At 64.3% G+C, this 13,718-nt stretch carries 14 protein-coding genes; 3 read left to right on the top strand and 11 right to left on the bottom strand.

Annotated features, from left to right (window positions below):
- Nucleotides 1-58: 58 nt before the first annotated feature.
- The 4 genes from BN1079_RS13040 to BN1079_RS13025 all read right to left on the bottom strand — a co-directional run bounded on the left by BN1079_RS13040 (nucleotide 59) and on the right by BN1079_RS13025 (nucleotide 4,112).
- The gene (locus tag BN1079_RS13040; RefSeq protein WP_037025033.1) at nucleotides 59-991 is read right to left on the bottom strand and encodes an AEC family transporter; all 933 of its coding nucleotides are present in this window, start codon (nucleotides 989-991) and stop codon (nucleotides 59-61) included.
- A gap of 189 nt (nucleotides 992-1,180) precedes the next feature.
- The gene (locus BN1079_RS13035; RefSeq protein WP_037025028.1) at nucleotides 1,181-1,699 is read right to left on the bottom strand and encodes a hypothetical protein; all 519 of its coding nucleotides are present in this window, start codon (nucleotides 1,697-1,699) and stop codon (nucleotides 1,181-1,183) included.
- A gap of 247 nt (nucleotides 1,700-1,946) precedes the next feature.
- The gene (locus BN1079_RS13030; RefSeq protein WP_037025023.1) at nucleotides 1,947-3,119 is read right to left on the bottom strand and encodes a zinc-dependent alcohol dehydrogenase; all 1,173 of its coding nucleotides are present in this window, start codon (nucleotides 3,117-3,119) and stop codon (nucleotides 1,947-1,949) included.
- A gap of 132 nt (nucleotides 3,120-3,251) precedes the next feature.
- A complete protein-coding gene (locus BN1079_RS13025) occupies nucleotides 3,252-4,112 on the bottom strand; it encodes an NAD-dependent epimerase/dehydratase family protein (RefSeq protein WP_037025018.1) in 861 nt (286 codons plus the stop codon).
- Nucleotides 4,113-4,254: 142 nt separating this feature from the next.
- Here BN1079_RS13025 and BN1079_RS13020 point away from each other — a divergent pair, with 142 nt between their 5' ends.
- The 3 genes from BN1079_RS13020 to BN1079_RS13010 all read left to right on the top strand — a co-directional run bounded on the left by BN1079_RS13020 (nucleotide 4,255) and on the right by BN1079_RS13010 (nucleotide 8,905).
- Entirely contained in the window at nucleotides 4,255-5,175 is a 921-nt protein-coding gene (locus BN1079_RS13020; protein WP_037025013.1) for a hydrogen peroxide-inducible genes activator, read from the top strand.
- Between the two features lie 4 nt (nucleotides 5,176-5,179).
- Entirely contained in the window at nucleotides 5,180-7,252 is a 2,073-nt protein-coding gene (gene recG / locus BN1079_RS13015; protein WP_037025008.1) for an ATP-dependent DNA helicase RecG, read from the top strand.
- A gap of 249 nt (nucleotides 7,253-7,501) precedes the next feature.
- Nucleotides 7,502-8,905 (top strand): HDOD domain-containing protein, encoded by a 1,404-nt coding sequence (locus BN1079_RS13010; RefSeq protein WP_037025004.1) that lies wholly within the window; start codon nucleotides 7,502-7,504, stop codon nucleotides 8,903-8,905.
- A 62-nt stretch (nucleotides 8,906-8,967) separates the two neighbouring features.
- Here BN1079_RS13010 and BN1079_RS13005 read toward each other — a convergent pair whose 3' ends face one another.
- The 7 genes from BN1079_RS13005 to gspG are packed head-to-tail and all read right to left on the bottom strand — an operon-like array spanning nucleotide 8,968 to nucleotide 13,715.
- Nucleotides 8,968-9,483, bottom strand: a complete 516-nt coding sequence (locus BN1079_RS13005) for a type II secretion system protein M (RefSeq protein ID WP_037025002.1) — start codon at nucleotides 9,481-9,483, stop codon at nucleotides 8,968-8,970.
- Entirely contained in the window at nucleotides 9,480-10,622 is a 1,143-nt protein-coding gene (gene gspL / locus BN1079_RS13000) for a type II secretion system protein GspL (RefSeq protein WP_037025000.1), read from the bottom strand. The genes BN1079_RS13005 and gspL overlap by 4 nt, the downstream gene beginning before the upstream one ends.
- 3 nt (nucleotides 10,623-10,625) lie before the next feature.
- Nucleotides 10,626-11,606, bottom strand: a complete 981-nt coding sequence (gene gspK, locus BN1079_RS12995) for a type II secretion system minor pseudopilin GspK (RefSeq protein WP_037024997.1) — start codon at nucleotides 11,604-11,606, stop codon at nucleotides 10,626-10,628.
- Nucleotides 11,603-12,325 carry a type II secretion system minor pseudopilin GspJ gene (gene gspJ, locus BN1079_RS12990; protein WP_052114482.1) on the bottom strand — a complete coding sequence of 241 codons (723 nt, stop codon included), beginning with the start codon at nucleotides 12,323-12,325 and terminating at the stop codon, nucleotides 11,603-11,605. The genes gspK and gspJ overlap by 4 nt, the downstream gene beginning before the upstream one ends.
- Nucleotides 12,325-12,714, bottom strand: a complete 390-nt coding sequence (gspI, locus tag BN1079_RS12985) for a type II secretion system minor pseudopilin GspI (protein ID WP_037024994.1) — start codon at nucleotides 12,712-12,714, stop codon at nucleotides 12,325-12,327. The genes gspJ and gspI overlap by 1 nt, the downstream gene beginning before the upstream one ends.
- Nucleotides 12,711-13,280 (bottom strand): type II secretion system minor pseudopilin GspH, encoded by a 570-nt coding sequence (gspH, locus tag BN1079_RS12980; protein WP_037026947.1) that lies wholly within the window; start codon nucleotides 13,278-13,280, stop codon nucleotides 12,711-12,713. The genes gspI and gspH overlap by 4 nt, the downstream gene beginning before the upstream one ends.
- 6 nt (nucleotides 13,281-13,286) lie before the next feature.
- Nucleotides 13,287-13,715, bottom strand: a complete 429-nt coding sequence (gene gspG / locus BN1079_RS12975) for a type II secretion system major pseudopilin GspG (RefSeq protein WP_037024991.1) — start codon at nucleotides 13,713-13,715, stop codon at nucleotides 13,287-13,289.
- Nucleotides 13,716-13,718: the final 3 nt, after the last annotated feature.

Raw genomic sequence — 13,718 nt, 5'->3', positions numbered from 1 at the left:
CCCTACATCGCCAGCGTAGGGTGGAAAACCGCGAAGCGTTTTCCACGCGTGCCAATGCCTACACCGGCATCAAATACAGGCAGACCGACAACGTAATCAGCGACCCCAGGGTCGAAAGCAACACCACCCTCGACACCCGCGAACCCTCACGCCCGTAGAACTCGGCCAGCATATACGGGCCGGTGCCTGTGGGCAGCGCGCTCAGCAGCAGCGCGGAGTAGACCCATAGCGGCTCCAGCTCGAATACCAGCGCGGCGAAATACCAGGTCAGCGCCGGCTGCACGATCAGCTTCAGCAACACCAGCGGCCATACCCCGCGCACCGGGCCGCTGGGCTGCGGCTGGGCGAGAAACAGCCCGAGCGACACCAGCGCACAGGGTGCTGCCGCAGCGCCGAGCAGATCAAGCAAGGTCTTGATCCCGCTCGGCAGCTCAAGCCCGCCGACCGCCCACAGGGCACCCAGCACCGGCGCAAGCACCAGCGGGTTCCCGGCCAGCGCGCGGCTGACCTTGGCCAGCGTCTTGCCGAAATCCTGACCAGCGTGCAGCCCCGTCTCGACACAGGCCAAAGCAAGGGCGAACAGCACGCAGACCACCACCAGCGTGGCCACCAGCGCCGGCTGCAGGGCCGCATCACCGAGAATCAGCAGGCACAGCGGAAACCCGACATAGCCGGTGTTGGCATAGGAAGCGCCAAGCGCATCGAGGCTGGCGTCCACCAGCGGCTGCTTTTGCAGCAGGCGGTAGAACAGAGTGAAAGAAAATACGCCGAGGCAACCGATGGAAAAGGCGGCGATAAAGCCCGGCTGCCAGACCTCGGACCAGGTGGAAGTGGCAGTGATCTTGAACAGCAACGCCGGCAATCCCAGCCAGACGACGAAGCGATTGAGCTCTGATGCGCCCGCCGGTCCCATACGCCCAGTACGACGACAGAGATAGCCAAGAAAGATCAGCGCAAAGACGGGCAGGACGACGTTGATGACCGAGGACATGGAATCTCAACTGCTGGCATAAGCGACGCCGCGCACCGGGGGAAGCGTGAGCGACCGAAACGGCCGCCCACCTTAGCAAAAAAACCGGCGATCACGTCCACCAGGTTTCTCTGTCCTGGCAAATGCCGGAAAGCTTCGCGCCGAGGCTTTCACTGTTGCAGCGATGTGGCCACTGAGGTCGGTTCCCCGCTAATGCAATTGGGGTGAATACCCGTTGGGCTCGGCGCGGGCGGCGGCGAACTCGGCCTCGACGATGCCCCGCACTTGCGCAGATCCCTTGGGAAAGCCGCTGCGGTCGCTGTAATCCCATTCAGTAGTGGGTACTTGCTCGGCTTCCAGCGCTTTGGCGCAACCGATATCGACGGCCGTGACGCCAGCCACCGCGCCCAAGGCAATCGCCGCGTTCACCGGCTCGCGGCCATGCTCAACGCTCCAGCCGAGGCAGGCCAGATCCAGCGCATCGCCACCGACACGGCCATAAATCCAGGGCTTGGGGTTGTCGGCCATAAGAATGCCGACCCCGGTAACGATCTCCCGCACGCCGCAGGCGCGGATCATGGCTTCGCTGCCCTGAATCCCGATAAATCGCGACACCTGCCGCGGCGCCAGCAACTGCACGACGCCCAGGCCGATGCTGAACCAGCCAAGGCCGCGAGCCACCGAGCGGGCCGAGTGATTGGTACGAGTAACTTGACGTGGAATGCTCATGAAATTTTCCTCGCTCGGTAGGCGGTGATACGTGGGAATCGTCACTCACAGACCTTGAGAAAACGTAGCGAGCGAAGGTCAGGAAAGGCGCAACGACCAGCTGGAGTACAGCCGAAGGCTGGCCCGAAGGGCGAACGCAGCGAGTCAAAACAGGCAACAAAGCGGAGATTACGAGCTGTAAATGAGCATTTTGAGCCTGTTTTTAACGCAGCCTGACCGAGCGCAGTAGTTTTCACAGGGGCTGCCGTTAGGGTTTGAGAATCACTTTGATACAACCGTCATGCTTGTCGCGGAACGTTTTGTACATCTCCGGCCCCTGCTCAAGGCTGACGCTGTGGGTAATGACGAAGCTTGGATCGATTTGCCCTTCCTGAATGCGTTTGAGCAGGTCATCCGTCCAGCGATTGACGTGGGTCTGGCCCATACGGAACGTGAGGCCCTTGTTCATCGCGGCGCCAAAAGGAATCTTGTCGATCAGCCCGCCGTAAACGCCCGGAATTGAAATGATTCCGGCCGGACGGCAGACGTAGATCATCTCGCGCAGCACATGCGGACGATCCGTCTCCAGCATCATTGCCTGCTTGGCGCGGTCGTACATGGAGTCGATGGAGCGCGAGGCATGGGCCTCCATGCCCACCGAATCGATGCACTTCTCCGGTCCCTTGCCGCGGGTCAGTTCGCCAAGGCGTTCGAGTACGCTCTCGTCGTCAAAATTGATGGTGATGGCGCCGCCCGCACGGGCCATGGATAGGCGCTCCGGCACGTTATCGATACAGATCACCTGCTCGGCGCCCATCATGATCGCGCTGCGCACGGCGAACTGGCCGACAGGGCCTGCGCCCCATACCGCCACGGTGTCGGTCGGCTGGATATCGCACTGCGCCGCGGCCTGCCAACCGGTCGGCAGGATGTCGCCGAGAAACAGCACTTGCTCGTCGGTCAGGCCGTTGGGAATCACCACCGGGCCGACATCGGCATAGGGCACGCGCACATATTCGGCCTGGCCGCCGGCATAGCCACCGGTGAGATGGCTGTAGCCGAACAGGCCGGCCGTGGTGTGGCCGAACATCTTCGCCGCGATATCCTTGTTGCGATTGGTGCGCTCGCATACCGAAAAATTGCCACGCCGGCACTGGTCGCACTCACCGCAGACGATGGTGAAGGGCACCACCACGCGGTCGCCGACCTTGAGCTTCTTGTTCGCCGAGCCGACCTCCATCACCTCGCCCATGAACTCGTGGCCCATGATGTCGCCGTGTTTCATGCCCGGCATAAAGCCGTCGTACAAATGCAGATCCGAGCCGCAGATGGCACAGGAACTGACCTTGATGATGGCGTCGCGCGGGTCTTCGATGGTGGGGTCGGGGACGTGGTTGTCGCAGCGGATATCGTGCTTGCCATGCCAGCGAAGCGCTCTCATAAGGGATCTCCTGGTCGGGTGGATTCGCCGCCTGGTGTTGTCCCTTTGCTCGCTGCTCCTCTGCCGGTCGGCGCTAGTTTTTAGTAACCAGCGCCCCGCCAGAGTGCCCAATTACCGACGGGCTGCATGGGCTCAGCTCTTGCGCTGCCCCACCGAGTCATAGCCATCGCGATAGCTGGGATAGCGTGGCGCCCAGCCCAAGGCTCTGGCGCGGGCGTTGCTGCAGCGCTTGCTGCCGGCGCGGCGGGTCATGGTCTGCTCGGCCCACTGTGTCACGCCCAGTCGCTCGCGCAGCCAGTCGACCACCTCGTGCAACGGTGCCGGGTCGTCGTCCACGCCCAGATAGCAGTCTTCCAGCGGCGTGCCACGCAAATCCGCCTGCAGCAGAACCGCCAGCAAGCCGGCGGCATCGTCGCGGTGGATGCGGTTGCTGTACTGCGGCGGCTCGCGGTCGACACGCAGCCCGGCGCGTATCTGATTCTGCAGCCAAGGCCGCGACGGATCGTAAAGACCGGCCAGGCGCACCAGGGTAGTCGGCAGGCCACTGTTCAGCGCCTGCTGCTCGGCCTCCAGCATCATCTGGCCGGTGAAGCCGGTGGGTTCGGTTGGCGAGCGTTCGTCGATCCACTCCCCCTGGTTCTGGCCATATACGCCGGTACTGGACAGAAACAGCAGACGCTTCGGAGCTTGGCCGCGCTGCTGCAGCCAACCCAACATATTGCGCAGTCCCTCTATATAGGCCTGGCGATAGCCGGTTTCATCATGCTGACTGGCGGACGCGGCATAGACCAGATAGCCCAGCTGGCCATTTGGCCAACTGCGGGGGCATTGGGTAGAGAGCAGATCACCCGCTACCGGCAGGATCGGTACCGGCAATCCTGCCGCCTCGCGGCGCAAGCCATAGACCGTCCAGCCGACCCGACTCAACAACAGCCCGAGACGGCTGCCTACATCGCCGCAGCCGGCGATCATTACCGAAGGACGCGTATTCATCAGGGTTGCTCCATCAACAGGGGTTTCGCCTGAAACAGTGTACGCCGCCAGGTTTTCGTGCGCGTAGAACTTAGGATCTGCTGCCAGTTGGTTCAATAACAAGCAAAGGCTATGCTAACGGGCACTCCGATGGATACTCGCTATGACACTGACCGAACTGCGCTATATCGTGACCCTTGCACAGGAACAGCATTTTGGCCGCGCTGCCGAGCGTTGCCATGTCAGCCAGCCGACTCTGTCGGTCGGCGTAAAGAAGCTCGAGGACGAGCTGGGTGTACTGATTTTCGAGCGCACCAAGAGCGCAGTTCGCCTGACGCCGGTAGGCGAAGGAATCGTCACCCAGGCGCAGAAGGTCCTGGAGCAGGCACAGAGCATTCGCGAGCTGGCCCAGGCGGGCAAGAACCAGCTGGCCGCACCGCTCAAGGTCGGTGCCATCTATACCGTCGGCCCCTATATGTTCCCGCACCTGATTCCGCAGCTGCACCGCGTGGCGCCGGACATGCCGCTGTATATCGAAGAGAACTTCACCCATGTGTTGCGCGACAAGCTGCGCACCGGCGAGCTGGACGCGATCATCATCGCACTGCCCTTCCAGGAAGCCGACGTACTGACCAAACCGCTCTACGACGAGCCCTTCTATGTGCTGATGCCGGCCAACCACCCGTGGTCGAAGAAGGAAACCATCGACTCCAGCATGCTCAATGACAAAAGCCTGCTGCTGCTCGGCGAAGGCCACTGCTTCCGTGATCAGGTGCTGGAAGCCTGCCCGACCACGCGCAAGGGCGAGGCACCGAGCCACACCACGGTCGAATCCTCGTCGCTGGAAACCATCCGCCACATGGTCGCCTCGGGCCTCGGCGTGTCGATCCTGCCGCTGTCGGCAGTAGAGAGTCATCATTATTCCTCCGGCGTGCTGGATATCCGCCCGCTGACGCCGCCGGTGCCGTTCCGCACCGTGGCCATCGCCTGGCGCGCCAGCTTCCCGCGACCCAAGGCCATCGAGGTCCTGGCCGACTCCATCCGTCTGTGTTCGGTGGGCAAACCCCCGGTTGCGAAAGACTGAACAGGTGAGCGAGCTGGCTGTAGTTCCGGTCACGGCGCTCAAGGGCGTCGGTGCAGCGCTGGCCGAAAAGCTTGCGAAGGTCGGCCTGGAAACCCTGCAAGACATCCTCTTCCACCTGCCGTTGCGCTACCAGGATCGCACCCGCGTGGTACCGATCGGTTCGCTGCGTCCAGGCCAGGATGCGGTGATCGAAGGCGTCGTGGCCGGCGCCGATGTCGTCATGGGTCGCCGACGCAGCCTGCTGGTGCGCCTGCAGGACGGCAGCGGCACCCTCAGCCTGCGCTTCTATCACTTCAGCAACGCGCAGAAGGAAGCCATGAAGCGCGGCACCCAGCTGCGCTGCTACGGCGAAGCCCGCCCCGGCGCCTCGGGCCTGGAAATCTACCATCCCGAATACCGCGCCCTGACTGGCGATCCGGCCCCTGTCGAGCAGACCCTGACGCCCATCTACCCGACCACCGAAGGCCTGACCCAGCAACGCCTGCGCAACCTCAGCGAACAGGCACTGGCTCGCCTTGGCCCGCACAGCCTGCCGGACTGGCTGCCGCCGGAGCTGGCCCGCGACTACCGCCTCGCCGCACTGGACCAGGCGATCCGCTACCTGCATCGACCGCCGCCGGATGCCGACCTGGAAGAACTCGCCGAAGGCCGCCACTGGGCGCAGCATCGCCTGGCCTTCGAGGAACTGCTGACCCATCAGCTGTCGCTGCAGCGCCTGCGTGAGAGCGTGCGCGCCCAGCAGGCGCCGCAGCTGCCGGTGGCCCGCAGCCTGCCGCAGCGCTATCTGCAGAATCTCGGCTTCCAGCCCACCGGCGCGCAGCAGCGGGTCGGCGCCGAGATCGCCTATGACCTGTCCCAGCCCGAGCCCATGCTGCGCCTGGTGCAAGGCGACGTTGGCGCCGGCAAGACGGTGGTGGCCGCCCTGGCCGCATTACAGGCGCTGGAAGCCGGCTATCAGGTGGCGCTGATGGCGCCCACCGAGATTCTCGCCGAGCAGCACTTCATCACCTTCTGCAAATGGCTCGAACCTTTGGGCATCGAAGTCGCCTGGCTGGCCGGCAAGCTCAAGGGCAAGGCGCGCACCGCAGCTCTGGAAAAAATTGCCGCAGGTTGCCCGATGGTGGTGGGCACCCATGCGCTGTTTCAGGATGAGGTGCAGTTCAGTCGCCTGGCCCTGGTGATCATCGACGAGCAGCACCGCTTCGGCGTCCAACAGCGACTCGCGCTCCGGCAGAAAGGCATCGACGGCCGGCTTTGCCCGCACCAGCTGATCATGACCGCCACGCCGATCCCGCGGACCCTGGCCATGAGCGCCTACGCCGACCTCGACACCTCGATCCTCGACGAGCTGCCGCCCGGCCGCACGCCGGTCAACACTCTGGTCATTGCCGACAGTCGCCGCCTGGAAGTGATCGAGCGGGTGCGTGCCGCCTGCAGCGAAGGACGCCAGGCCTATTGGGTCTGCACCCTGATCGAAGAATCGGAAGAACTCACCTGCCAGGCCGCCGAAACCACCTTCGAGGATCTTTCGGCCGCCCTCGGCGGGCTCAATGTCGGCCTGATCCATGGCCGCATGAAACCGGCCGAGAAGGCCGCGGTGATGCAGGAATTCAAGGAGGGCAGGCTGCAACTGCTGGTCGCCACCACGGTGATCGAAGTCGGTGTGGACGTGCCCAACGCCAGCCTGATGATCATCGAAAACCCCGAACGCCTGGGCCTGGCTCAGCTGCATCAGCTGCGCGGGCGGGTCGGACGTGGCAGCGCCGCCAGCCACTGCGTGCTGCTCTACCACCCACCGCTGTCGCAGATCGGCCGCGAGCGCCTGGCGATCATGCGCGACACCAATGACGGCTTCGTCATCGCCGAAAAGGACCTGGAACTGCGCGGCCCTGGCGAGATGCTCGGCACTCGCCAGACCGGCCTGCTGCAATTCAAGGTGGCGGACCTGATGCGCGATGCCGACCTGCTGCCGTCCGTACGCGACGCCGCCCAGGAACTGCTGGCTCACTGGCCCCAACACGTCAGCCCGCTGCTGGAACGCTGGCTGCGTCACGGGCAGCAATACGGGCAGGTCTGATTAGCCGTTGTGGGCGGAAGATCGAGGTCGGGATCGTGCCGAATACCGACCCTCGCGATGGATTTCGCCTTCGTCTAATACCCGCTACGCCTTGCCACCGATATCTATGTCCTCAGCTGCCAAACTGGCCCGACACAACCGAGGCCACAACTACTCTAAAACCGGCCGGCACGCGACCGTCTGTCATGACAGGTTTCTTGTCCGCCGGCTTCGCTATACTGCGGCAGATATCGATTATGGGGTCCGCACATGAGCATTGCTGTCGATGACGGGTCAAATCCCGTTCTGCCTTTCCTGATCGAAAAGCTGCTGAAAGACCTCGATCTGGGTTACCGGACGTTGACCGATAACCCAGATTTGAATCCGGCGCAGCGGGTCCAGGCAGTGTTGCTCGATGACGCTGTCGGTGCGTTGCTGGTGCTGTTTCCCCGCGATCACTTGCTGGACCTGGCGCGCCTGACGGAGCTGACCGGGCGTGAGCTGTCGGCGGTAAAGCCCGAGCGTCTGGAACGCATGCTGGCGCGACACGAGCTACAGCAGTTGCCAGGCCTGCCGCCGCTGACCAGTTCGCCCTGCCTGTATCAGGATTGCCTGTTGCAGCAACCTGAGCTGTTGCTTGAAAGCGGCCAGCCGGGGTTGCTGTTGGCGATGACCAGCAAGGACTTCAAGACCCTGCTGAGCAAGGCCAGCGCCGGTCACTTCAGCGTTCCCTTGAGCGGCATCCGCCCCAACCTCGACCGCCCCCACGACGACCGCGCCGAAATCACCCAGGCGGTGCAGAGCTTCACCGCACGCCGGATCCAGCAGCGTCTGGAGGAAACCATCGCGATTCCACCCTTGGCGCAGACGGCCCAGAAGATCATCAAGCTGAGGGTCAACCCCGATGCCACGGTGGACGACATCACCGGCGTGGTGGAAACCGACCCGGCGCTGGCGGCACAGGTGGTCAGCTGGGCGGCTTCGCCGTACTACGCGGCGCCCGGCAGGATCCGCTCGGTAGAGGACGCCATAGTCCGCGTGCTGGGCTTCGATCTGGTGATCAACCTGGCTCTGGGCCTTGCCCTGGGCAAGAGCATGAACCTGCCCAAGGACCACCCTCAGCACGCGACGCCTTACTGGCAACAGGCGATCTATACCGCAGCGGTAATCGAAGGTCTGAACCGCGCCATTCCACGCACCGAGCGCCCGGAAGCCGGTATCAGCTACCTGGCCGGCCTGTTGCACAACTTCGGCTATCTGGTGCTGGCGCATGTGTTCCCGCCGCACTTTTCGCTGATCTGCCGGCATCTAGAGGTCAACCCGCACCTGCACCACAGCCTGATCGAGCAGCATCTGTTGGGCATCACCCGCGAGCAGATCGGCGCCTGGCTGATGCGCTACTGGGGCATGCCCGAGGAACTTTCGACGGCCCTGCGCTTCCAGCACGACCCGAATTACCGGGGCGAGCATGCCGGTCACGCCAACCTGGTCTGCCTGGCGGTACGCCTGCTGCGCAATCGCGGTATCGGCTCTGGGCCTTATGAGGAAGTGCCTCAGGAGCTGTTCGACCGCCTCAGCCTGACCCGCGAAAAAGCCAGCGAAGTGGTGGGCCGGGTGATCGATGCCGAAGCCGCCCTACGGGCTCTGGCGCAGCAATTCGGCCAGACGCACTGACAGCCGTGGGAGCGGGCCCGCGAGGCTTGCACTCGCGGACCCGCTCCCACGGATTTCGCTGTTCAGCCAGCCCCGGCTCGCAAGCTCGCCCGCGCGTTGACCCGGCCCTCCCCGGCCCGGCCCAAGCTGACCTCAGCCAGCGTTGCGCCGGCTGCCTGCAACTCGTCGAACCAGCGCAGCAGCTCGGCATGGGAAACATTCGGCAGCGTCAACTGCAAGCTGCCATCGCCACTGCTGTCGAAGCTCTCGATGACCAGGCCATGTTGCTGTGCCGTAGCGGTCACCAATCCCTGCAACTCTTCAGACGCCAGAATCACCGGGCTGCTACCGGACATCTGCCGGGCCAACTCGGTGTTCTGCTCCAGATAGGCGTACAGCTCGCGCTCCTGCTGGAAATAGGCCTTGGCCTCGCTTACCCGCTGCTGCGCCGGCTGCCAGAGCAGCAGATAGAGCAGCGTCACCAGAACAAATGCCGCAAGCACTGCCAGCGAGCGTTGCTCTCGTGGCTGCAAGGCTTGCCAGCGTGCCCACAGTGGCGACTGCATCAGCTGCGCACGTATGCGTTGTGCTGCTTTCATCCCTGACCTCCCATGACAACACGGGCGCTCACCGTCTCACCGTCACGGCTGGCGGAGCCCATCTGGACCGGTTGCCCGCTCCTGGCCAGACGCAGACGCAGCTGTTCCAGCGCGGCGAAGTCACTGGCCCGGACCTGCAGGGCCAGATCGCCACGGCTCTGGCTGTAGTCCAGCTGGTCGATGGTCACCGGCATGCCCTCGCTGATGGCTAGCGCGACCTCATCGAGCATGCGCATGAATTGCCCCGAGTCGCCGGCACTCTGGCCGATATGCGCGGCGAACTGCGCCCGCAGATTGACGATGCGCTGGTCCTCGGGAAACAGCTCGGTATAGAGCGCGCGGCTGGCATCGGCATAGCGTTCGCCCTGACGCTCCAGCGACCATGCCTGGATCAGGTTGAACAACAGCTGCACCACCAGCACCAAGACCAGCACCGCGGCTACCGGCTTCCATTGCGCCAGCCCACTGGTGCCGCTGCGCACCGCGAATTCGCCCTGTGCAAGGTTCAGCGCCCATGGCCGGCCAACGGCGAGAAAGCCATAGGGATCGTCCAGCTGCTGGTAGGTTTCCAGCTGCCCGGGAGCCACCTCCAGGGTGCCGTGACCATGTCGCGGGGCTGCACAGTGAGGCGCCAGTTCCACCCAGCGCTCGCTTTCGAACACCAGCCGCGCCTCGGCGCTGCCGCCCAGCAGCGCACGGTTGCCGATGAACAGCACCTGGCTACCTTCGCGCGGCAGCAGATCGGCATCCACATGGATGGCGACGACATTCAGGCCCAGCGCCTGCAAATCCTCCAGCCAGTCGGCCAGCAACTGACGGTTGATGGCGATAACCCGCACGCGTCCATCTTCCAGCTCATCGCCGTGGGTCAGGTGCAGCTCATCGACGTTTTCCGCCAGCAGCTCTTCCACCGCATAGGCAAGCGCCTGGGCGACCCAGCGGGCCTTCCGGGTCGGCAGATTGACGGCAAAACAGCTACAGCGCTCCACCGGCAGTATCAGCGTCAGCGTCGGCGGTGCTTGCTCTGAAATCTCTGCCAGCGTCATACAGCCTGCCTCGCCCTCGCGCGGCAGCCAGTACGCACGCGTCTCGGCCGTGAGGCGAGCACCGCAATCGTCGGGCAGGAACAGGCAAGCCATCGGCTATCGATCTCCATCATCGGTTTGACGAGGCAGCCTCGGCGGCTGTCCCAGATTGCGCTGCAGCACTCGCACCTCACCCTCGCCTTCTCGCTGCAACAGGCTCACCAGCGCCAGGCGCCGGTCGCCCAGGCGCACCTCGCTGATGGCCTGGAAATACTGACTGGTCACCGCCAGGCGGGGGTTTTGCAGTTGGACAGCGGTAAACGCCGGTTGCGCCATAAAGGTCGCCACATCGCGAAACCCTTCGCTGCCGCGGGCCTGCACCAGGGCCTCGGCAGCACCGATGCTGAGGTTGTCTGCCAGGCTGGACAACACCAGCGCACCCGCAGTATTGACGTTCAGCGGAGTGCCTGCCGGCAACACGCTGACATGGGGCGCCAGACGCTGAAAATCCTCGTCACGCATGCCCAGCAGCAACCGCAGCTCGGAGATGTCTTCCAGGCTTCGGCCAGAGGTGCGATAGGGCGGGTCGAGTAGCAGATAGGCATTGTCTTCGGCACCTGTTTCGCCGCTGGGCTGCTGATCCCGATCAAGCCAATCGAGCAGGCGCTCGGCATAGGGTTCGGTGATTTCCAGGCGTTGCAGCAGTCGGCTGAACTGCGCCTGGGCGGCCTCATTAGGCAGGCCGTCCTGAACCAGACTGTTGAGGTTGAAACGCCCGCTCAAATCCTCGATGCGCAGCTGGATTTGCCCCTGGCCGTCATCCAGATCATAGACGGGTTGTGGCCGCGCCCAGGCTTCGCCCAGGTGATCCACTGGCGGTTGCGCGCCAGTTCCGGCCGCTTGCGCGTCGCGACGCAGGATCGACTGCGCCAGCGCCTCGCCACCCAGCGCGTAGTGCCAGGCCTGGCGCACCTGCAGCTGATTGCTGGTGGCGCGGATGGACAGCTGCTGGCGCGCGATCATGCTGGCGCAGACCACGGTGACCAGCGCCACCACCAGCAGCACGGTAATCAGCGCAACGCCACGTTCCGCCCTCATGGTTGCGGCTCCGGCGTGGGCGCCTGGCCTTGGCCAGCCGCCTCGCCATCCGGGTTCTCTACCGGCTGGAAGAACGCTGGCGGCGCCGCATTTTCCGGCAGGCGCAACAGACGGCTGATATTGCCGAAGCGCGGGTGCTCGAAGGACACCTCGACCGCCGCGGGCAGACTTCGAGCCTGCTGTTCGGGATCGCTGCGGCCAAAAGAGAACGGCGGCCACTCCTCATGCCAGACGTTGTCGCCGTCCAGATAACGCAGGCGCCATTCGGATATCCCCTGCAGTACCCGCTGTACACGCGGCAGGCTTTCGATGTCGCGGTCGAGCACCACCCAATAGAGCCGCTCCAGGTTGTCGCCGCTAAGCCGCCAGCGCACCCGCTGCAGATTGGCCCGAGGCAAGCCGGTGGGGTTGCGCCAGCCGCTGCGGGTCAGCTCGAAGGCTACGCTTTCCTCGGTGCTGGCCAGCTGGCCGATAAAGGCGTTGCTCTCATCGCCATAGCCGTCACGAATGGGGCGCGGCACGGCCTGGAGCAGATCCCGTTCCAGGCTCCAGAGTGCCCGCCCGAGCTCGCGCAACTGCGCTTCCTGGGCACGCACCACCTCGTCGCTGCGCAGCACCGCTTCGAGCATGCGATAGGTGGCCAGGCCCAGCAGCGCAAACAGCGCAATGGCGATCAGCAGTTCAAGCAGGGTGAAGCCAGTCTGGGCACGACGCATCATCAGAAAGCCGTCCCGATAAAGCCGCTGAGGCTGGTCAGCGCACGCTCGGCAATCGGCTCGCGTGAGCTGGCAGGCTCCACAGGCGCGACCCACACGGTGACACGCAGCAAGCCGGGCGTGCCGCTGGTCTCGACGGCGCTAAGCGTTTGCCATTGGCGCCCACCGAATACCAGCTCACGCTCCTCGCGGCCAATGGCCGGAGGCGGTTGCTGCAATTGCAGTTCGGTGAGGCGGTTATCGGCAATCCAGCCGGCCAGGGTCAGGCTTTCCAAGCGGCCGGCATTGGCCACGCTGCGGCCGGCGGCAGTCAGCACCACCGCGGCGACCAGGGCGAAGATGGCCAGCGCCACCATCACCTCAAGCAGGGTGAAGCCACGCGCCTGCTTCATCGGCGCGCATCCAGCGGTTCGGCGCGAGGCATGCGGAAACCGTCGCTGCTGACCTGCCAGCCTCCCTCAGCGGTCCGCGAATCAAGGATGCGCAGGGTAAAAGGCGACAGCTCGCCACTGGATAGCAACAGCAGCTGCGGCTCCAACCGGGGCTCATCGCGACGCTCGCGATCCCCCTCGCGGGACAGGCCGGGGTTATCGTCTTCGCGTTTGACTGGCGCCACCAGCCGCAACGGCGTGCCATCGAGCTCAAGCTCAAGACGCATCCATTCGGGCACCTTGTGAGCCTGGCGCCGATCGCTTTCCAGCCAGCGCCCGCGGGCTTCCTCGTAGTGCAACAGCCGATAACCCTGAGGCTCGATCAGCATTCCGTATTCGCGGCTGTCGAGCACCGCTTCATCAACCATCAGGCCAAGCAGGCTCGCCAGCCGCTGGGCTTCATCGCGGACTTCCCGAGACGAACCGGAGCCGCCCGTGGCCAGTACTGCCAGGCCCACCAGCCCGCCGAGAATGACGATCACCACCAGCAGCTCGACCAGGGTGAAGCCAGCCCGCCGCGATCGCAGCACGGCTTACAGATCCCAGTTGCCGATATCCGCGTTCAGGTCGTTACCGCCCTGCTTACCATCAGCGCCCAGCGAGTAGAGATCGAACGGGCCCTGGGTGCCTGGCGACAGGTACTGGTAATCGTTGCCCCAGGGATCCTTGGGTACGCGCTTGAGGTAGCCGTCGCGGTTCCAGTTGCGCGGCTGCGGGCTGCCACTGGGCTTCTCCACCAGCGCATTGAGGCCCTGCTGGGTGCTGGGGTAGTTGAAGTTGTCCAGCTTGTACATATCCAGCGCCGCGGCAATGGCCTTGATATCGCCCTTGGCTACGGTGACCTTGGCCTGATCCGGGCGGTTCATCACCTGTGGCACCACCAGTGCAGCCAGGATGCCCAGAATCACCACCACCACCATGATTTCAATGAGCGTAAAGCCCCTCTGTTTCTTCGTCGTCATCGC

The sequence above is a fragment of the Pseudomonas saudiphocaensis genome (genome assembly GCF_000756775.1).
Taxonomy (GTDB): domain Bacteria; phylum Pseudomonadota; class Gammaproteobacteria; order Pseudomonadales; family Pseudomonadaceae; genus Stutzerimonas; species Stutzerimonas saudiphocaensis.
The sequence above is the reverse complement of the archived record's forward strand: the minus strand, read 5'-3'. Positions and strand labels throughout refer to the sequence as shown.